This window comes from Butyrivibrio sp., assembly GCF_015056685.1.
Classification (GTDB): Bacteria; Bacillota; Clostridia; order Lachnospirales; family Lachnospiraceae; genus Butyrivibrio.
Genome location: NZ_SVFW01000039.1, coordinates 1 through 21,070, shown reverse-complemented (window position 1 = coordinate 21,070; position 21,070 = coordinate 1). Strand labels below are relative to the sequence as shown.

The following is a 21,070-nucleotide window of genomic DNA, read 5'->3' as shown; positions in this document are numbered from 1 at the left end:
ATTCCTCTATTATTTACTATTTTCTATAACAAATAACGTTTGTCATTAATACCAATGTTTTATGAATTTCTTTTATACTTTTCGAGTTCAGCCTGTAGCTTAGTAATTGTGGCGTCTTTATCGGCAATAGTAGCATCTTTATCAGCAATTATTGCGCTGAGCTCTTTTCTGGCTTTAATTTCGCCTGCTGCATATGAGGTAGCAAGTTGCTCGCGGTATCTGCGGCGGCCTTCCATTAGTTCTTTTGCCTGAGTATCTGCATTTACTTCATAAATCAAGTTGCCCACCTCCTCTATAATCACATTTCCGTCTGCAAGAGCTTTGAATTCTTCCCAGGTTTTAACTTTGAATAGTTTTGCCCAGTAGACGAGATCATTGTCGATATCTTCCCTTGTTGCTTTATCTATGTGGTTTAATTGTAGCACGTTTATACCAAAATCTGTAGAGTAGGGCTTATAATTTTTTACATCCATGAGAAGATAGCGGCAGTAGAAATCGTCTGCACCTTCTATGATATCTTTATCTGTGATGCATATATGTGTTGTGGGTTTCAGGAGAGAATAGTTATCTCCTTCGCCTATGCTGTCGTAGGCTCTGCAAAGTTATAGGAGGGATCTTCCTATCCTAAAATCATCAAGATACATTTGAAGTTCAATATTGATGATTTCGTCATTATTAAGAATAAGCTTTAAATCCATGATTGTTTCTTTTGCATCACTGTTAAGTGTGATTGGATTTAACACTATGATGTCTTTGACGTCACTTTGAGGGATACCTTTAAGTGCACATACAAGGCTTATAAGGCCATCCCTTTAGATAAAAAAATACTCAATAATCCTCCACATCAAATTTACGTTCCCGATAGTAGAAATCTCTATCCTTTTCAGTGATCTCGCGGATTATTCTGCACGGATTACCGGCAGCTATCACATTATCCGGAATATCCTTAGTTACTACACTTCCCGCACCGATCACCACATTGTTTCCTATGGTTACTCCCGGCAAAATACATGTATTTCCGCCAATCCAAACATTATCACCGATAGTAACAGCTATCCCATACTCATAACCTGAATTGCGAGAATCTGGATGAACAGGGTGACCAGCGGTATAAATTGAAACATTAGGTGCAATCTGAGCATTGTCACCGATTTTCACCTTTCCAACATCGAGAATAGTAAGATTATAATTGGCAAAAAAGTTCTCGCCCACCTCAATGTTATACCCATAGTCGCAATGAAAAGGAGCTTCAATATTGATATTTTTTCCTGTTTTACCTAGTATTTCTTTAATAAGCCTGTCTTGAGCTTCGAAATTACCAGGTTCAAGATTGTTGTACTTATATATCTTCTTTTTGTTTTCAAGACGTTCCTCGATTAAGCCGTCCATCCATGCCTTGTAAGGAAGTTCTGCCAACATTCTCTCTTTTTGATTCATTTTTATCTCCTGGTTATTCATTACACAATGATTCCCACTACCATTTCCTACAAAAGTTAACAGCTTTTATCCATCGCATTTCTTGCATGCTCCACATAAAGGGCAGCATTATCAAGTATCCCCTGCTTTTCCTCATCTGTCAGCTGCCTTACTACTTTTGCAGGAGAGCCATAAACCATGGAGCCAGAAGGTATCTCTACATTCTCCGTCACAAGGGCGCCGGCACCGATGACACAGTCATCTCCTATCTTGGCACCGTTCATTATGATGGCTCCCATGCCGATAAGGACTCTGTTTCCAACCTCACAGCCATGAACTATTGCGCTATGTCCGATTGTGACATCATCTCCAACTACAAGCTTATATTTTTTATCAACATGAAGGCAGGCAAGGTCCTGAATGTTGGTACGTTCGCCAATGATGATCTTGCACGAATCCCCCCTAACTACAGCGTTATACCAAACAGCACTGTCCTTACCTATCGATACATCACCTATTACTTTTGCGCCATCTGCTATGTAAACAGTTTTATCAATTACATGTTCAGTATTTTTCATTACGCCACTTTTCCCATGTTTATTATGTTTTTTTCTTTTCCCTATATTCCGCATAAACAGCTTCAATGTCATATTCAGGAGCATGCTTTTCAGCGCATGAAACTATATCTTTTATTGTACTTTCTGTTTCTTCGAGCTCTTCAGCTATAGTTGAAATAGTTTTTCCCTTAATTAGTTTTTTGCACACCAGCTCAACAATATGCTTATCAGCTCCTTGTTCTATTCCTTGTTCTATTCCCAGCTCTATCCCCTGTTTCTCTGCATTTTTTAAGTCATCAGCCATTAATTCTCTCAATGCTTCACACATATCTTTTTCTCCTAGTATCTTTTCAAATATCGTCTTGTTAATGTTTGCACTTATTTGAAGCACAGCATCAGCATTGTTCTTATCACCTTGTGTTTCCAATTTACTTATTTCCGTAATGAAGCTCCTTATATCGTCTTCATCCGCATTAGATATCATGATTTTAAGAGCCTTAAGTTCTTTATCATTTAGTTCAGAAAGAACTACAATCAAAATTGGAACTATTATTATTCCACTAATCTGATATATTCCCGGATACAACTTGGTTACTATATATCCGTCTTTTTCCAGCTGTTCAAATAACTTTATTGGCTTTCTGCTTCTACAAATAGTGATTGTTATTTCGTCAGCCTTTATTTCATCTACAACATTTCCAAGTCCTTTATAGATTCCTCCATAACCAATACATTTCCATAGAACATCGATATTGAGCGCATCGTCAGGATTTTTGTACTCAATTATGTTGTATTTCCTAAAGCTTCTACCTATATCATTATCAATTACTATTTGAGTATTCTTTTTTACAATTAAAAAATCAATACGTAACGGCTCTTTGGAAAGAAGATGTTCTCTCTCTATTTCAATATCATCAGCATAGTTTCTAAAGCTATATCTAAGCCCTCCTTCAAAGCCGGAATGCCAGTCCAGCCGCTTCTTTTCACCATCTTTATTACTTTTTTCGCTCATTAAAAATTATAGCACCTCCTATTTTTATCAACAATGTTCTTTACACTTGAGATACTGCCAACACCAGATTTTTCATAGCATTTTAGACATGCTGTTCGCATTAGCAGTCGCCTGATGGCAAGAATTAACAATCAGCCAAAAGAACTTATCATAAACTTTTGACCGAGTAAATATTTAGCACGCAATCTTAAGAATTTCTACTGCAAATCTTAAGGATATCTTAAGAAATAAACTAAATACAGAATTTAAGCAAAGAAAAAAGCGCAAACCTTATAATGGTCTGCGCTAAATCACATCATGTCATTAAATCATCATCAAATAACTTTTCTCATTGAGTCCAACTTACTTCAGATCATACTCCAATCTGACAGTTATAGTAGCAGTCTTATAACGTGAGCTTGTGTCGAAGGCTCCGTCATAGGAGTAGCTGCTTGTGCCTGAGTTTTTGGCTGTGATCTGGAAAACTCCAAGGCTTGAGTTTTTGAGTTTTCCAAGCTTGGCACCGGAATTCTCCGCTACTATATCGATCCTGTCCTTGGCATTTACAGAAGCTTTATCGATAAGATCAAGCTTTAAGGCATCAAGATCTGAATAGTAGTACTCAGGATAATCAGATGTCAGTTCCACTCCTTTATCCAAAAGAGTTGAGATATCTCTGGATATCTTTTCAACATTGTCAAGATTGCCTGATGAAACAGTTACGCTCTGGGTGAGCTGATAACCATCCGGTTCAGAGCCCGTATAATTACCGTTAGCATCATAAATATCTCTGTAGGTTCTGCTGATATCAACAGAACTGAAAACTATCTCATCCTCAGATACGTTGTTATCCAAAAGATACTGTCTTACGTAATCTGCGTCCTGCTTAACTTTTGCATAGGCTTCCTGGGATGTATATGCGACTGATGAAAAAGAGCCTCTCCAAATAATAATGTCTGCTTCAAAATCAACGCTTGCGCTTCCCGTAGCAGAAATGACATGGCTGCTTTCTGATCTGAAATGGGACAAGCCAAATGCCAAAAGTGCACAGCTTGCTACAATGCAGATCCCGATAATAAGTGCGTTTACCCAACTATTTTTCTTTACTTCCATAACAACCTCCTGATAAGTAAAAGTGATGCCATTCACAAATAGCACCACTTTTATCATAACATTTTTATTAAATTCACGCATTTCATATCATGGTTCAAATCAGTCCGCACTCATAGGTCTCGACGGGATGCCCTAAAAGTTCTATGATCTTAAGCTCATCCACAGCGTCGTATACTGCGTTATGAACTTCACGGTATCTGCTATCACCTGTTAAATAATGCATGATCGGCTCAACGCCATACCCGGTCTTTAATCTGCCGGTTTTACAGCAAGGAAGATCCGCAGGAATAGATGTGTTGAACTGCTTGTAGGCAGCTATACGCATAATGTCGTACCAGGCAAAATCCTGCAGCTCAGGAAGGTGATTATAATCAAACTTTGCATTGTAAGCAAAAATTTTATCTATACCATTTTTATTCAAAAAAGCTTTCAGATCAGCCAATGCATCTGACCTGGTCATTGATTTTCCTTTAATTTCGCCATAATACATAACATTGGAGTAAATACCGCCCACACGGCATTCCGGCTCAAAGACATAATATCTTTTCCCAAGAAGTTTATAGGTAGACGCATCCGCTATTGCAACGCCAAGACTCATAACCTCATCATTCCAGTTGGTCTCAGTATCGATAACTGCAATTACGGTACCAAAATCATAGCTCTTTACTTCTTCAACCAGTCTATTTTCCTTAGCTTTTTCCTTATTTCCGGACTGGTTTTTTATCATGTTCAAAAACTCAAGTGAGCCGTTCATATAAATCCTGCTTTCAATTATCTGGAACTTCTGTATTGAACAGGAGTCATTCCATATTTCTTTTTGAAGAGTCTGTTGAAATGCTCAACATTCTGATAGCCTGCTGCCTCTGCAACCTTCTCAACTTTCATGTTGCCGTTTCGAAGCAGTGTGCTGGCCTTATTGAGTCTTATCCTCTTCACATTCTCTCCAAAGGTCATTCCGGATTTTTCCTTTATATACTTTGAAAGATATGGTTTTGAAAGATAAAACTGTTTTGAAAGATCATCAAGTGTTACTGTCAGATAATTCTCCTGAATATAATTAATGATGGAGTTAATTCTTTCATCTTTGCTATTCTTGATGTCTTTTACCGTATCAATCTGATTGACCGCTATTACAAGAGCGTTGATAGAAGATTTGATAATATCCTCATCAATTCCTACGCCCCAGAATTTCTTGCCATTGAAGGTAATGCCAACATATGTGCAGGCCTTTGAAGAAGATCCTCTTGAAAGAGCATGCTCTTCATATGTTGAAAGCTCGTAGCTAACGTTAAAATACTGCTTTATTGCATTACTTACAGCGTCCAGACGGCCATTACCATTGGCCTCAACAATATGCTCTTTATCCGCATGAGCAATTGTAACCTCTGCAAGTATACCATCAATCTGCTTAAAGTGAACAGAAGGAATCTTGAATACGTTGTCGTTGTGGACATATTTGTCCTCGAAAATCTGATAGATTCTTGCAGGTGAAAGCTCTGCGTGCTCTCTGTCAGAAATATCCTTGATAGTGTAGCTGACATCGGCCTGCATTTCCTTAGGAACCATCATGCCATAGTTAGTCTTAAGAATGTAGCTTACGCCGCCTTTACCGGACTGGCTGTTGATCCTGATAACATCACCGTCATACTCTCTTCCAAGGTCTTTGGGATCAATAGGAAGGTATGGAACTGACCAGATTCCGCCATCCTTTTTCTGTTCATGCCATGTAAAGCCTTTTGAAATAGCATCCTGATGAGATCCTGAAAAAGCAGTAAATACAAGCTGTCCTGCGTATGGCTGTCTCTCATATATACGCATTCTAGTAAGGCGCTCATAGGTCTCACCGACCTCTGTGATATGGCTGAAGTCAAGCTTTGGATCAACACCATGTGAATACATGTTGATTGCAAGAGTTACGATATCAACATTTCCTGTTCTCTCACCATTTCCAAAAAGAGTTCCCTCAATCCTGTCTGCACCGGCGAGGCATCCAAGCTCAGCATCACTGACGCCGGTACCTCTGTCATTGTGTGGATGGAGAGAAAGAACTACTGCATCACGGTACTTGAGATTCTTACTGATATACTCAACCTGAGTTGCAAAAACGTGCGGCATTGCGATTTCTACAGTTGTAGGAATATTGATAACCACTTTATTCTTTGCAGTTGGCTTCCATACATCCAAAACAGCGTTGCAGACATCAACTGCATAGTCAACTTCTGTTCCCGGGAAACTTTCAGGTGAATATTCAAAAGAGAAATTGCCTGATGTCTCTTTTGCAAGTTTATCAAGAAGCTTTGCGCCATCGACAGCAATTTTCATTACTTCTTCTTTGCTCTTTTTAAACACCTGCTCACGCTGTGCCACAGATGTTGAATTGTAAAGGTGAATGATGGCTCTTGGAGCGCCCTTTACAGCTTCAAAAGTTCTTTTAATGATGTGCTCTCTTGCCTGTGTAAGAACCTGAACTGTAACGTCATCAGGAATCATGTTCTTCTCAATAAGAGTCCTGGCGAACTCGAATTCAGTCTCAGAAGCTGCAGGGAATCCAATTTCAATCTCCTTAAAGCCGAGGTTAACAAGCATGGTAAAGAACTCTAGTTTCTCATCGAGACTCATAGGCTCAATAAGTGCCTGATTACCATCTCTTAGATCAACACTGCACCAGATTGGCGGATGATCAAGGTAATCTTTTTTTACCCAGTCATAGGTTGCTTTTGGTGGCATAAAGTACTGACGCTGATACTTGTTAACGTTTTTCATTGCTTTCTCCCCTTGATGTTTTTTATTGTAGCGATATTAATTATGTTCATCTTTTTTGATATTTTTTCGCAAAAGAGATTAATATTGCTCTGTTTTATTGATAAATATTATGTTACCACAATTTTGTCCAATTACATCATGGTGAATTTAATCACTTTTATTGATTAAAATTAATGTGATTCCTTGCAAAGAAACATTTATGCAAAAAGAATCAGCCACGTTGGCAAGACGTGGCTGAAATAGGTAGGAGATTTCTTATGACTATGTATGTCATTTGATTGTTAGCTCTTGCTAACAATATGTATGTTAGCATTGTCTAACACGTTTGTCAAACACTTTTTTAAAATTTTTTTATTTTTTGTTTATATCTCTTCCAAAACCTTAATAAGTGCATCATGAGCAAGGGTAAAGGCTTCGATTCCTGACAGCTTCCTGCCTTCGCCGGAGGCAATTGAAACATTGTTCTGCTCAAGATCAGCAAATCCAACGAAATCAAAAAGATGTGGTTCAAGAGATAAGAATCCATCAAATCCATTTTTGAAAAGTTTTGTCAATATCAGCTTTACATTTCCATCCCCAAGGCCTGCAGGAACAACACTGCCGTCTTTTGAAAGCGCGTCCTTGACGTGAACATAAACAATGAAATCTTTCAAAAGCTCATAAGCTTCCAGCGTATCCTGGCCTACCTGAACAAAATTCGCAAAATCAAATATAGACTTGAAATTATCTCCATAGAACTCATCCATAAGCTCACGGCATTCTGCTGCCTTGTCGCCATAGATTCCTTTTTCATTTTCATGAAGAAGAAGGACTTCTTCTGACTTTGCATAGTCTACAAATTTCCCAAGGCGATCAAAAACCTCTCCCTTATACATTTCATGTTTATCTTCAGGAACATAAAAACTGAACATTCTGATCCTTGGTGTTTCCATCAGATGTGCTATCTCGACAGCCCTTTTGAACTCTTCAAAATGCTTTTCAAAGGGATCTGTTATCTGAATCTTTCCAAGAGGTGATCCAAGAGCTGAAAGCGATATTCCATTTGCATCCAGTTTTTCCTTAATTTCTTTTACCTTCTCGTTGCTGTGAAAAATAAGGTTGTTACCGTCAACACCGCGCATTTCAATATGCTTCATGCCAAGTCCCTTTATTCCTTCTATCTGTTTATCAAGTTCAGGTGCGATTTCATCTGCAAATCCTGTAAGAATGAATTTTTTATCCATGATCTGTCTCCCTATTTTTTAATTTCTTATACCCAACATATGTCTATCTTCAATACGCTTTTAGTATGTTCCCGTAGTGTCAAAAACAATTCCCTTATCTTCCTTCAGCTTCGATGTTGCTCTCCTTTTGTCCAATTCTCGAAAAAAAAGGTCTTCATCAAAAGGAAGTTCTATAGTCTCATCGAGCCAGGATGAAAGGTACATTGCATTTGAAAGAGTAAGCCCGTTGATTCCCTCTACTCCTTCTGCAACAAGCTCTCCTTTTCCAAGGGTTTTATCCGCAAATGCCTTTAATACTCCAACATGCTGTTCATTGAGTCCATCTGTCTCAATCTCCACTCTGGTGCAATCCGGCTTTTTAAATCCCTCTTTTTCATGTTTGCAATGCTCAAAAACGCTCTCTGAAAGCTTGTCAAAAATAAGCTTGTCATCTTCGCAAACTATCTTGCCCATTTCAAAAGTAAGTTCAAGCCTGTTTGTTCCGGGAGCATCACCTGTTGTAGTGACAAATACTCCTGTAGCGCCATTTTCAAACTCCATATAGGCTGTAACATCATCTTCAACTTCAATGTCATGCCATTTTGCATTGTGACAAAAAGCTCTCACTTTTACAGGCATGCCGCAGAGCCACTGCAACAAATCAAGCTGGTGAGGGCACTGATTGATAAGCACTCCGCCGCCTTCGCCTGCCCAGGTTGCCTTCCAACCGGCTGCATCGTAATAACTCTGGGTCCTGTACCAGTCAGTAATTATCCAGTTCATACGTTTTAGCGCACCAAGTTCTCCACTTTCTATCATCTCATGGAGCTTTCTGTATACACAGTTTGTGCGCTGATTGAGCATTATGGCAAAAACTTTATCGCTCTTTTCTGCTGCCTCATTCATCTCTTTTACCTGCCTTGTATAAACACCCGCTGGTTTTTCTGTGATAGCATGAACTCCGTGAGAAAGTGCATAGATCACATAATCAGGATGCATATAATGCGGCGTTGCTACAAGTACCGCATCAACATCTCCTGAGTCGATCAGTTCCTTTCCATCAGAAAAAAGAGCCAGATCCTTTGACAGCTCTTTTTCTGCAAATGAAAGCCTTTCAGGCCTGGTATCAGACACCGCAGTCAAAACCATATTGGGCACTTTGCCTTCCAAAATGCTGCGCGCATGGTTGGTCCCCATTCCTCCAATACCGATAATCCCAAGTCTTACCTTCTCCATGTAACCACCTTGTCAGTAATTATTTACCGACTCCTTTCCATGTATATTCCCCATAAAATCAATCAAAACAAGCATTCAGGAATACTTTATTTTCCACTATTTTAGTCCTCTGATCCATGATATGATATATACATAAAAAACTATTTATATGTATATTTCCGACTTTTAACTAGCCAATCGATTTATTAAAAAAAGTGAATTTATATTGAGAGCATATGAAACATCCGATTTTCACGCAGGGGCAGCCCTATACAATTGCATACAGAAAAAACAAGCCTCAAAACCCGGTTGCAATCCACTCACATGACGCAGCAGAACTTTATCTCACATTAACAGATTTAGAGGATGTGATTTTGGAGGATAAAGTCCTAAGAGTGCCTGCCGGAACTCTGATAATCATTCCGCCATTCTGCCTTCATCAGCTTTACCACAACAGTGATGTGTTCTATGAACGATATGTCATCAACATTCAGATGAAATGGCTGGATGATGTATTTTCAGGGACAGATGATTCTCTGCACTACTTAGGCCAGAGCTCAGCTCCTGTTTTGATCTCTCTATCTGATGATCAGTTAAAAGAAATAATAAAACAAATAAGAAAAATGATAGTTTTGGGGAATGAATTTAACTCAAGGTCATTTTCAGAATTCTTTCTTCTGATGGCCAAGATCGACGAGGCAGTATCCGAAACTGTCTCCAAGAATAAAGATGTGTACAACACAAATAAAACTCAGGAAAAGGTCAGCGAAATGATCAGCTACATAAACGACCATATATGCGATGAAATATCCGTTTCATCTATCGCTGACCATTTCTACCTGAATCCTGACTATATTTCCAGGTTGTTCAAGAGGTATGCTCATGCTTCCCTCGGAAAATATATAAGCCTATCAAAAATGAGCGCAGCTCAAAACCTTTTAAAACAAGGCTTTTCCGTTAAAGAGGTACAGGAAAAACTAGGGTATTCAAGCTATGCTCACTTCTTTAAAACCTTCAAAAAAATCGTTGGCATATCACCAAGTACTTTTAGGAAAAACAACGCAAAATAACCAGATCACAAAACAAGTTCTTTTACAATATCCTTAAGCTCCTGCTTTCTGTCGTTTAGAAGCAGGAGTTTATTGTATTTATAATAAGCATCATTTCCGGTCTCGCGGACAAATTTAAGACTGTGGTAAGCACTTGATAGCTCCGTAAGGAAAATAACCATTTCCTGGCTTCCTGACAAAGATTCCTTATCTCCAAAGGTCTGCTCCAAAAACTCAAAGCTGTTTGTCAGATGAATTCCGGTATTTACAATTTTCTGCTGCCTTGCATCTTCCCTTTCTCTAAACCAGCTTTTGGCATTTTCGAACCTGTCCCCTTCAGAGCAGCTCAGCTTTTCAGTAAGCTCATGTAACAAAGACGCTACGAGGCGCCCTGTCCTTTCCTCTTCCCTGCTTATCATGCCAAGTAAACGCTGATTCTCAATCTCTTTTTCCATAGAAGACGCTCTGTCAGACAAAAACTCTGCCACGCTACAGTTACTGTTGTCAGAAGTCTGCCTATTATCAGCATCGGACATGCCACTTTCCGAATTTTTTACACCAATAGTTCCTGCTGCCTTGATGATTTCAAACAGCTCCTTTTGGACAGCCTCGTCCTGGGCATAATCTCTGAATTCTTCCATGAGCTTATCAGACAAAAGACCTATGATACTGAGCTTCTCATCGAAAGATCCTTTTCGTAAAGTCTCCTTATCCTCAGGGAATCTTCCCTCCAAAATATCAGGAATCTTGTAAAGCTCATTGTATCTTCTGTACAGCTCGTAGTATGTTGCAAAATCCCTTGCTATTTCCTTGTTCTGCAGATACTGGGCTGTAAGATTCTCATCAACATCAATGCCAAGCTTTTCATATACCTTTATGATCCTTGACAGATCTTCCCAGCCTCTGGCTGTCACAAAGCTTCTGCCATTTACGTCTGTACTTATGTTGTAGAAATTATCTTTTTTGATCTCAAGATAAGCCAAAATAGAGCCATGAACTCCAGCCTTGTAGGCGTAATCCTTCCAGGCCTCAAAATCCTCTTCTATATTGATCTGACGCACTCTGTCCAAAGTTACGATATCAAAGTCCCTGACTGACTTATTGTACTGAGGCGGATTGCCTGCGGTAACAATTATGTAGCCTTCAGGAAGCTTGTGTGATCCGAAGGTCTTGTACTGCAAAAACTGAAGCATAGTAGGCGCAAGCGTTTCAGACACGCAGTTTATCTCATCGAGAAAAAGAATTCCCTCTTTTACCCCTGACTTTTCAATCTGTTCATATACAGCTCCAATGATCTCACTCATGGTGTACTCAGTCACTGAATACTCTTTTCCACCAAAGCTCTTTTCCGTGATCTTGGGAAGACCAATTGCGCTCTGTCTTGTGTGGTGAGTTATTGTGTAGGACACAAGGCCGATTCCCAGCTCATGGGCTATCTGCTCCATAACTGCAGTTTTACCTATTCCGGGAGGCCCCATGAGAAGGATTGGTCTTTGCCTCTCAACAGGAATCTCATACTGTCCCACCTCATCTTTTTCAAGATAGGCTCTCACTGCATTTTTGACTTCAACTTTCGCTTCATCTATATTCATGATCTGCTTCCTCTTTAATCATCATACATACAATTTCATTGCCCAAACAGGCACTTTTTCGTCCTCATAGTCGCCATCCTGTGGAAAAACAAATGCGGTATCATAAGCAGTTTCTTTTTCCGGATAGATGCCGTAACCATCAGTAAAATAGATAAGACCCTTGAGATTCTCAAACTCTCCGGCCGACTGCAACTTATCCACATAGTCAAAGACAGGCCTGAAATCCGTTCCATAGCCACCTTCAACATGTATACCGGTGGCATATTTCTTCATTGCATCTACGCTGTCAATAAGCTCATCCCTCTGAACCTGATCATCGCACTGGATAACATGTATTTTAATCTTTTGGAAAAAAGATCCTTCTGTAAAAAGAAGTCTCGCTGTCTCATTAAGAAAGCGCTGAACAAGCTCATCCTTACAGGATGCCGAAGTGTCGATGGCTATCACCAGCTCTTTTACCTTGCGGACTTCCTTAAACTCATTCTCCTCGATCAGAGGCATATTCCCATAGTGCTCTATTCCAAAGCTGTACATGCCATAGTCAAAACTGTCCATGTCTATGCCGCCCTCTTCACGAATAACCTTAAATCGGTTCAAAAACTCCCTGTAATCAGTTCGTGAAGTGTTCTCATACTTTAATATCCATTCCAGTTTTCCGAGCTTGTCGCTATGTCTTTTGCCGATAGTCTCTATCTCGGTTTCCATACGCTTTGCTGACTTTTCCCAGTCTTTTTCTTTGTCCTGTATAGCCTTAAGCCTTTTGGGATTTATGTACTTTTCCGTCGTTTTCTGATCTTCATTTTTACCGGAAGGGCCATCAAAATCCTCATCTATCGGAGGCTTTTCTTTCTCATTGTCATCACGCTTTTGGTCGTCTTTGGGAAGCCTTTGCCAAAAGCTGTGGTCATCCATCTTAAACTCTCTTGAGAGCTTTTCTATTTCCAAAATATCTATATTATTATCAGGATCAGAAAAGAACTTGTACAGCTTTTCTACTGTCAAAACCTTCAGCTCTTTTTCAAGTCGCTCATACCACCTTTCGCGATAGTCCGATGTAACCCTGTAAATGCACTGATAGTCCATCCCATCAAGGATCATCTCCACCACTATATCAGCGCACAGGTCAAAAAGGTCCACATCCTCATATTTAGCCGAGGTGTACATGTGCCTGAAAATGCAGTGAAGTATCATGTGAAGATAGGTTCTGTTTAACTTCCCGGGTTCCTCCACAAACAGAGATGACACGTATGTCGGGTTATACCTGATGGTCACGGCATCAGTACCTACCGTAGTCGTAGAAAGGTCCATCTCATAGGACAGTGATGAAAGAGCTTCCCCCATAAATCTCATGGCTACATAAAGCTCAGTCCTTGAGGCTTCAAGAACCTGCCTTCCTATCTTTTCAAGTTTTTCTCTGTAACTTATCTCCTCTTTTAACATAAGTTTATTATCCGACATACTCCATAATCACAATAGTTTTCATTACATTGAACTTACAAATTTACCTAGCGGATTTTCATGTACTTTCATAGCTCCCTTAGGACAAAACTCCTGGCAACAAAAGCACTTGATGCACTTGTTTCTGTCAATCTCAGGGACCAATAAAGCTTTTCCCTTCACATTTCGTTCAACCATCGTAATAGCCTTTGCAGGACATGTCTCATAGCATTTCTTGCAGCCAACACATTCTGATGCCTTTACCTGTGGTCTTGTCTGTAAAAAGAGCTTTATCAAAACGTATTTCATCTTATTGCCAAATCCGTCTCCGCTAAAGTCAATCGACTGATGTATAGTTGCTCTCTTAAAATCAGCTATCTTAATATGCTCTCCATCAGATGAAGAAACAATATCAACATCTGCAATACTCTCAGGTCCAAGGCCCCTTTCAAAAGCAGCCCCTATAGTCGGAACATCCCTGATGCCCATTCCGATCATATCAGCACAGACCACGTCAAGAGCATAGGGCTTTTTAGAAGCCAGAACCGCCCCAATATGTCTTTTGTCTCCTGCTGTAGGACCATTGCCCTCCATTCCGTCTATGGCATCAACGATATAAAGCTGCGGCTTAAAATACTCATTTAGATCCACCATGACATTGGCAAACGCCCTCTCCTCGGGAAATCTCATGTGATACTGCGGTTTAGTAACTCCGGGGATAGTCCCGAACATATTTTTAACTGCACAGCTCATACCCATCATAGCGTGAGTCTTAAGCTTTGATACATTAATGATAGCATCCACGGTGTTGAGCCAGCCCGTGTAGGTAAAAGTCTTTATACTGATTGCATCTGCAAACTCTGCATCTTTTTCCGAAAAGTCTTCATTAAGCTTCACCTTTCCGTCAAAATCCTTTTCAAGCTCAAGAAGCCCGCATGCCTTATAAATTCCAAAGACGTAGCTTTTGTTAAACACACCTCCCGGGCTATCTCCAATGACAACCTTTGCCCCCATTTCTGTCAGGCGCTCACAGAGCCTTCTGACAATCATAGGATGCGTTGTCACCGCCTTTTCCGGCGCTGCTGCCCCTACCAGGTTAAGCTTAAGTCCAACAGTCATGCCTTCCTTAACAAAAGAAAGACCATCTATCTCATCAATCGCCTTATCAAGGCTGTTTTTCACCAGTTCTTTATCGTATGATGTACACTTTTCTACAGATACTTTTTCAAACACCCTTTACCCTCAACATTTTCACTAGAATTCAAATCTTGAAACACTGGCCACAGGTGGCTTCTTACTCCCTATCAAAACTGCACTCAATAGAGTAAGTCCCTTTTCTGAAGCAAGCTTTATAGCATGATCCATGGCCTCATCATCCAAAATCGGAATCAGCCTTTTTATCAGATTCATGGGAGAAACTTCATCTTCATCCAAAGAAGCATTTTCTCCACTATTTTCAATATTTTTTATGAGTCTTTCCACAATGCTCCTGCCATTTTTCTTAATAAACATCTCGTACCTTTCCCGGTACCCGGGAGCAAGCTCATAAGGGAAAAGAACTCTTCCTATGGCTATATCTTCGGAAACAGCGTTTCCATCTATAACAGCCTTTTCAAAAAGCTTGTCATACTCCCTGTAGTTAACGCTCCTTCTGTCGACGCATTCCCTGTAGATCATCCCACTGCCGCCAATCGAAAACTGGATTGTCCTTGCCATGGTATTTTCAGAAAAATCATAGACATACTCAGGAAAAACAAGACAAGATGTAAATCCATCTCTTTTTATCAGAAACCTAAGTGTCTTGTCATTATCAGCCAGAAAGTTTCGAATTACCTCATACCAGTTTCTCTCTATATGTATCTCAATATCAGACAGGGAGTCGCACTGCCTGCATACTCCGTCATAATAGTCATCAATACTGTCAAAAAGACTTATCTTCCTTAGTTTCCTGCAGTTATGAAAAGAAAACCCGTAAAGAGTCTTTATCGTATTCGGAAGAACAACGCTTTCAATATCATCTCTTCCGGAAAAAGCATGATTACCGATAGCCTCCACCACATAGCCATCAATCCTATCCGGCACAACAAGCTCTCTGACACTTCCCTCATGACCTGTGATCACAATAAATTTATGACTATCTTTCCTGCTTTCGTTAATTTCATAAACAAATGGCATATTGCCTTCACCCGACCTCAAATAAATTCCACCTCATAATAATATACATTCTTAAATTTACCAATACAAGAATATATACTTTTTATGTGTAGTAAACCATAAATCCATAAGTGCCCATAACTTTGGATAGAGCGATTTAGTATGAGCAATAGAGACAGTTAATATAAAATAAAAGCCTTGTTTTCTGTTTTGAATAAGCATGAAAGAAAACAAGGCGCATTATTTTATATTTACTGTGTCTTTGCGAATACTCCGAGATCTATCCGAAGTTATGGGCACTTCTGGATTTTATGCCACTCGCAAGAAAGTATATTTATTCGTCGAGTCTTACGGTTCTTGTGCAGACTTTCTCTGCAAGGGCCTTGTTGTGGGTGATCACTGCCATGCCCATGTTTCGCTCTTTGGCTATATCAAGCAGGATATTCCAGACCTGAGCCTGGGTGATAACGTCTAGCATTGTAGATATCTCATCACAGATAAGGATTTTTGTCTTTGGTGTAAGGATCCTTGCTATGCAGAATCTTTGAAGTTCTCCGCCTGAGAGTTCTGAAGGCCAACGGTGTAGCCACTCCTTCTCGATTCCCATTTTAGCCAAAAGAGCCTCATCAGGCGTAAAGCACTCATTAAGTGTCTTTTCCATTCTCCATCTGGGATTTACAGAAAGCTCCGGATGCTGATAGATAAGCTGCACCGGGCAAAAACCTTTTGAAGGCAGCTCCTTTCCATCTATGAGCACCTGGCCTTCTGATGGTTTCTCATATCCTGCCAGTATCCTTGCAAGAGTTGTCTTGCCAAAGCCGGATGGAGCAACAATTCCCACTCTCTCGCCTTCTTGGATAGAAAGTGAAACATCCTTCAAAACCCAGGGACTTTTTTTGTCATATCTAAAACTTATATTTTTTGCTTCAAGTTGCATGAGCGCACCTAACCTTTCCGCCTCTTACTTCACGCTCCGGCTGCTCTCCGGCACAGGCATCGTCCCTGTATGGACAGCGGTCTGCGAAAAGACATCCCGAAGGAAGACTTCCTGCATAGGGCTGAGCTCCGGGTATAGGCTTAAAGCCGTTTTGTGGAAGCGCATCATAAAGAGCCTTTGTGTATGGATGTCTAAGAGCATCTCTTCCACTTAAAAAGTCCTGTGTTGATGCAATCTCTACTATTGTTCCTGCGTAAAAAACTGCGATCCTGTCTGCCACGTTAAGGGCAAGGTCTATATCATGTGTGATCATAAGGATTCCTGTCCCCTGATCAGCAAGTGTTCTGAAATGCTTTAAAGTCTCCATTGCAAGCTCAAGGTCGAGACCAGGTGTAGGTTCATCGGCTATTATAAGCTTGGGATTTCCCATAACCGCGCCTGAAATGAGCACACGCCTTGCCATTCCTCCTGAGAGCTGGAACGGATACTTTTTCTCTGTATCCTTTCCTAAACGGTACTTTTCAAACAGCTCCTCCTGACGGGCTTTGCTGCCTTTTACTCCCTGAACCTGCTTTCCAACCTTCATAAGTGGGTCAAGATAATCCACAGACTGGGGGATAAAAGAGATTTCTTTTCCATAAAGATCAGGTGTAGTCTTCATGGAAAGTGGTTCCCCATCATATGTGATCTTACCGCTCACAACTGCATTCTTAGGAAGCAGGTCAAGGACAGCACTCGCCAAAATACTCTTTCCTGATCCGCTTGATCCAACAACAGCAAGGATCTCACCCTCTTTTACATCAAGTGATAGTGAGTGGATAACTTCAAGGTTTTCTTTTTTCAATGAGTCGCCCCGGTACATAGAAAAAGCTACAACCAGGTCTTCAACGTTTAATAATGTCTTTCCCATGTTCCCTCCTTACTCGTTACCACTGTTTGGATTCCAGAGTTTTTTGAGTGTCTCACCGATAAGGTCAAACAAGACAACAGCAAGTAGGAGCATAAGCCCGGGAAAAAGAGCCATCCACCACTTTCCGGTGGTGATATGGTTCATGGATTCTGCCAAAATAACTCCGATAGCCGGCATTTCTTTTGGCAGACCAAATCCAAGGAAAGTAACTGATGCTTCATGCATGATAGCATGTGGGAACAAAAGGATAAGTCCTATAAGATAAGCCGGAAGCACGTGAGGAACCATATGTGTAAGGGCAATAGTCAAATAGCTTTTTCCCATTTTTCTGCTAGCCAGTACGTACTGTGTATTTCGAAGCTGCAGAACCTCCTGCCTCACGATTCGGGTAAGTGAAGGCCAGTGTGTAAGGGCAACCGCCACAGTAACGCCAACTGTTCCTCTTCCTGCCATGCATGAAATAAGTATCAGCAAAACAAGATGCGGAAGTCCCATGCAAAGGTCAACGCACAAGTTTACAAATCGGTCCACAAAGCCGCCAAATACCGCAGATGCAATTCCCATGATAAGTGCAACCACAGAGCTTACAAGAGAAGCCAAAAGACCTATCACAAGACTGTTTGAAAGTCCCTTGATACAGCGTTTGAACATATCCCTTCCCATTGCATCCGTGCCAAAAAGATGCTGACCACTGGGGGCAAGGAGTTTATTTTCGTAGTGAACACCATACTCGCTTGGATCAATAAAAAGTCCCCAGAAGAACACCCCTAAAAGATAAGTAGCTGCTAAAACAATAAGGAGAGTAAGTCGTGTTCGTCTGTTCCACAAAGATGTATTTCTCATGACTCCTCCTTTTCCCTGATCCTGGGATCACAAATTCCATACAAAATATTGGCAATAAGATTGCCAGTAAAAACAAAGAGCGCACTAATAAGAGCAATACCCATAAGAAGAGGTGCATCGCCGCTTAAAGCCGCAGCTGTAGTTGCTGTCCCGATTCCTGGATAAGCAAATACATTTTCAGCAAGTGCCATTCCGCCAAAGAGCTCGCTAAATGAAGCAAACTGCAAAGTTATAGCAGGAAGCATGACGTTTCTAAGAACATGACGTCTGATGATCTGTCCCTGGTTCTCACCGCGTGCTCTTGCATACAGGATATAGTCACTTCCGATTATCTCAACAACTCTTTGTCTTGTATAAAGAACCACCTCACTTATATTGGCCACAGTAAGAGTGATCACCGGAAGTACAAGATGATAGAGCCTGTCCCAGACAGTAACTTCACTCTTTAATTTTCCCATAGGAACAGCCATTCCGATTGGGAACCAGCCAAGGCTGACTGCAAATATAACAAGGAACATAAGTCCCAGCCAGAATGTAGGTGCTGATTTGACCATCAGGCAAAAGAGCTTTGTAATTCTGTCATATATTCCGCCCTGCTTTATTCCACAGATAACACCTATGACAAATCCCAGTATTCCTGACAATATCCACGCCAAAAGCATAAGCACTATCGAATATGAGAAGCGTTCAATAATAACGCTGCTAACTGCTTTTTTATATGTTATTGATGTCCCCATATCTCCATGAAGGATATTAACAAGCCACTTAAAAAAGCGCGTAAAAACAGGCTCATTTAATCCCCAATGCTCCACAATCTCCTGCTTAGCTTCAGGTGACAACGTTGAATTGGTTCCAATATAAGATACCAGTGGGTCAATTGGCGATTTTGCTATCAGCACAAAAGCCAAAAAGCTCACAAGTATCAGCAAAAGAAGCATACGAATCAGTTCGTATAAAATATTTCTGGTTCTCATAGCCACTTACCTCAAAAAAGATACCACCTCATTCACGGGGTGGTATCCGAATGAATTATCTTCGATTTTAATATTTTATTAGTTTAACACCCAGTCCTTAAGGTTACAGATGATTGGGCTTCCATGACCATGTGGATGTGGAATCTGTGTTGCTTCTGAAATATCAAGATTATCTTTTACAAAATATGAATGCTCGATATTTACAAGATACAGGTATGGGTATTCACTGTCTCCAATTGCCTGAGCTTCCTTCCATGCAGCATTTGCATCTGCCTGGTTTGATGCTGCAAAGGCTTTTTCAATTGCTGCATCGCAATCTGCATTTGTATATCCTGTTACATTGGCATACTGAGCCTCAAGGAACATCTCTGAATCATATGTTGAATAGATAACTGTTGGTGAGAACTGTCCCCAGCCCCAAACAATAGGAGTTGTATTTTCTTCTACTACAGCTACATCCCATGACTCATTGCGAACATTTATCTCAATTCCAAGATTTTTAGCATTCTCAGCAAGGGCAGTTGCTAGCTTATAACGGTCTTCATCGTTACCTGGAGCTATAAGATCAAATGAACACTTAAGATCTCCTTTTTCACGAATTCCATCGCCATCTGCATCAATCCAGCCAGCGTCTTCAAGAATCTTTTTGGCCTCATCAACCTGATTGTCTTCGTAGTCATCAGTTGAAGCCCATGGAAGATTATCTGTGAAATTAACAGCAGGCTTTCCTTCGCCGTTAAATGCGTTATCAATGATCTCCTGACGATTGATACCGATTGAAAGAGCCTTACGAACTGCAATGTCACTTGTAACGTTATTACCTACGTTGTACTCGTTGCCCTGGCTGTCCTTCATAACCTGCTCTGTAAGAGTAGGAAGACTCACATTACGAACGTCCATTGTCTCAAGCTTATGGAGAGTCATGCTGTCAATTGTCTCATTGATATATGTTGAACCAACCATGACTACATCAAGCTGACCTGATACTGCATTGGAATAAGCTGTATCCTGATCCATTGAAATGATGTTTACCTGCTCAATATCAGGTGTGCCACCCCAGTAGCTGTCATTGATCTGCAGAATGATCTGCTGATTTGTATCATACTCAGCAACCTTATATGCACCTGTTCCTATAGGCGCTGTATCAAATGTCTCGCTATTATATGAATCGCTTGGAACGATCTGAAGCATTGCTACTGTATCAAGGAATGGTGAATAGCACTCATTAAGTGTAAATACGACCTTGTAATCGCCATCTGCCTCTACAGACTTAAGCTTTGTAAGATCAACATTTTCATTATTGGCCTGGTTCTTTTGAACCTCTTCATAGGTAAAAACAACATCTTCTGCTGTGAAAGGTGTTCCATCGCTGAATGTAACTCCCTCACGAAGATTAAATGTATAAGTAAGTGCGTCCTCACTTACTTCCCAATCAGTTGCAAGATCTGCAACATATTCAGAATTGGTATCAGCCTGAATAAGTGCCTCGTTTACAAATGGATATCCATAGCTCATAAAGCCTTTAACAGGATCCATGCTCGAATCAAAAATAGATCCACCTATATAAACATTGATGCTCTCTGCATCATCAGCTGCTTCTACTGTGCTATCAGCACTTTCTGTCTGGCTTTCAACCTTCTGTGTATCTTCCGCCTGGCTCTGTGCTTCTGTGCTCTCAGTAGCAGCCTTCTGGCCACATCCGACCATTGAAAAAGCTAAAATGATCCCCAGTACTAATGAAATATTTTTACTCTTCATCTCCGTCCTCCAATTTTTAATGTCTATTGGATTATATGACAGAGAAAAGTCCATTTTAAGCCCCCTGGGGGGTTATTTTTTATAATACTTAAGTTTTAGAGAAGACAGAGGGACGGTTCTTTTGACTTATTGTAAGCAATAAGTCAAAAGAACCGTCCC

At 40.5% G+C, this 21,070-nt stretch carries 19 protein-coding genes; 1 reads left to right on the top strand and 18 read right to left on the bottom strand.

The window, feature by feature from the left end; translation table 11 throughout:
- Window positions 1-59 precede the first annotated feature (59 nt).
- The 9 genes from E7303_RS13220 to E7303_RS13180 form a co-directional block, all read right to left on the bottom strand.
- Window positions 60-581 (bottom strand): PD-(D/E)XK nuclease family transposase, encoded by a 522-nt coding sequence (locus E7303_RS13220; protein ID WP_292145846.1) that lies wholly within the window; start codon window positions 579-581, stop codon window positions 60-62.
- A gap of 247 nt (window positions 582-828) precedes the next feature.
- Window positions 829-1,437 (bottom strand): sugar O-acetyltransferase, encoded by a 609-nt coding sequence (locus tag E7303_RS13215; RefSeq protein ID WP_292145820.1) that lies wholly within the window; start codon window positions 1,435-1,437, stop codon window positions 829-831.
- Window positions 1,438-1,493: 56 nt separating this feature from the next.
- Window positions 1,494-1,994: a gamma carbonic anhydrase family protein gene (locus E7303_RS13210; RefSeq protein ID WP_292145818.1), complete on the bottom strand. Its 501-nt coding sequence runs from the start codon at window positions 1,992-1,994 to the stop codon at window positions 1,494-1,496.
- 22 nt (window positions 1,995-2,016) lie between these two features.
- Window positions 2,017-2,985, bottom strand: coding sequence for a hypothetical protein (locus tag E7303_RS13205; RefSeq protein WP_292145817.1), 969 nt, complete (start codon window positions 2,983-2,985; stop codon window positions 2,017-2,019).
- Between the two features lie 342 nt (window positions 2,986-3,327).
- Window positions 3,328-4,077 carry an SIMPL domain-containing protein gene (locus tag E7303_RS13200; RefSeq protein ID WP_292145816.1) on the bottom strand — a complete coding sequence of 250 codons (750 nt, stop codon included), beginning with the start codon at window positions 4,075-4,077 and terminating at the stop codon, window positions 3,328-3,330.
- A 94-nt stretch (window positions 4,078-4,171) separates the two neighbouring features.
- Window positions 4,172-4,831, bottom strand: coding sequence for a hypothetical protein (locus tag E7303_RS13195; RefSeq protein ID WP_292145815.1), 660 nt, complete (start codon window positions 4,829-4,831; stop codon window positions 4,172-4,174).
- Window positions 4,832-4,848: 17 nt separating this feature from the next.
- Entirely contained in the window at window positions 4,849-6,840 is a 1,992-nt protein-coding gene (locus E7303_RS13190) for a 2-isopropylmalate synthase (protein WP_292145814.1), read from the bottom strand.
- Window positions 6,841-7,202: 362 nt separating this feature from the next.
- On the bottom strand, window positions 7,203-8,063 hold the full coding sequence (locus E7303_RS13185) for a sugar phosphate isomerase/epimerase family protein (RefSeq protein WP_292145812.1): 861 nt from the start codon (window positions 8,061-8,063) through the stop codon (window positions 7,203-7,205).
- 60 nt (window positions 8,064-8,123) lie between these two features.
- Window positions 8,124-9,278: a Gfo/Idh/MocA family protein gene (locus E7303_RS13180; RefSeq protein ID WP_292145811.1), complete on the bottom strand. Its 1,155-nt coding sequence runs from the start codon at window positions 9,276-9,278 to the stop codon at window positions 8,124-8,126.
- Window positions 9,279-9,493: 215 nt separating this feature from the next.
- Between E7303_RS13180 and E7303_RS13175 the strand changes: the two genes are divergently transcribed.
- A complete protein-coding gene (locus E7303_RS13175; RefSeq protein WP_292145810.1) occupies window positions 9,494-10,327 on the top strand; it encodes a helix-turn-helix domain-containing protein in 834 nt (277 codons plus the stop codon).
- A 5-nt stretch (window positions 10,328-10,332) separates the two neighbouring features.
- Here E7303_RS13175 and E7303_RS13170 read toward each other — a convergent pair whose 3' ends face one another.
- The 9 genes from E7303_RS13170 to E7303_RS13130 all read right to left on the bottom strand — a co-directional run bounded on the left by E7303_RS13170 (window position 10,333) and on the right by E7303_RS13130 (window position 20,911).
- A complete protein-coding gene (locus E7303_RS13170; RefSeq protein WP_292145809.1) occupies window positions 10,333-11,898 on the bottom strand; it encodes an AAA family ATPase in 1,566 nt (521 codons plus the stop codon).
- 21 nt (window positions 11,899-11,919) lie between these two features.
- The gene (locus E7303_RS13165) at window positions 11,920-13,356 is read right to left on the bottom strand and encodes a vWA domain-containing protein (RefSeq protein ID WP_292145808.1); all 1,437 of its coding nucleotides are present in this window, start codon (window positions 13,354-13,356) and stop codon (window positions 11,920-11,922) included.
- 24 nt (window positions 13,357-13,380) lie between these two features.
- Window positions 13,381-14,568, bottom strand: a complete 1,188-nt coding sequence (locus E7303_RS13160) for a DUF362 domain-containing protein (protein WP_292145806.1) — start codon at window positions 14,566-14,568, stop codon at window positions 13,381-13,383.
- Between the two features lie 21 nt (window positions 14,569-14,589).
- Complete coding sequence (locus E7303_RS13155) at window positions 14,590-15,510, bottom strand: leucine-rich repeat protein (RefSeq protein WP_292145805.1); 921 nt, start codon at window positions 15,508-15,510, stop codon at window positions 14,590-14,592.
- 313 nt (window positions 15,511-15,823) lie between these two features.
- On the bottom strand, window positions 15,824-16,426 hold the full coding sequence (locus E7303_RS13150) for an ABC transporter ATP-binding protein (protein ID WP_292145804.1): 603 nt from the start codon (window positions 16,424-16,426) through the stop codon (window positions 15,824-15,826).
- On the bottom strand, window positions 16,416-17,336 hold the full coding sequence (locus E7303_RS13145) for an ABC transporter ATP-binding protein (RefSeq protein ID WP_292145803.1): 921 nt from the start codon (window positions 17,334-17,336) through the stop codon (window positions 16,416-16,418). Before E7303_RS13145 ends, E7303_RS13150 begins: the two co-directional genes overlap by 11 nt.
- Before the next feature lie 9 nt (window positions 17,337-17,345).
- A complete protein-coding gene (locus tag E7303_RS13140; RefSeq protein ID WP_292145802.1) occupies window positions 17,346-18,179 on the bottom strand; it encodes an ABC transporter permease in 834 nt (277 codons plus the stop codon).
- Window positions 18,176-19,153, bottom strand: coding sequence for an ABC transporter permease (locus E7303_RS13135; protein WP_292145801.1), 978 nt, complete (start codon window positions 19,151-19,153; stop codon window positions 18,176-18,178). The genes E7303_RS13140 and E7303_RS13135 overlap by 4 nt, the downstream gene beginning before the upstream one ends.
- 78 nt (window positions 19,154-19,231) lie before the next feature.
- Window positions 19,232-20,911, bottom strand: a complete 1,680-nt coding sequence (locus E7303_RS13130; RefSeq protein ID WP_292145800.1) for an ABC transporter substrate-binding protein — start codon at window positions 20,909-20,911, stop codon at window positions 19,232-19,234.
- Between the last annotated feature and the right edge of the window lie 159 nt (window positions 20,912-21,070).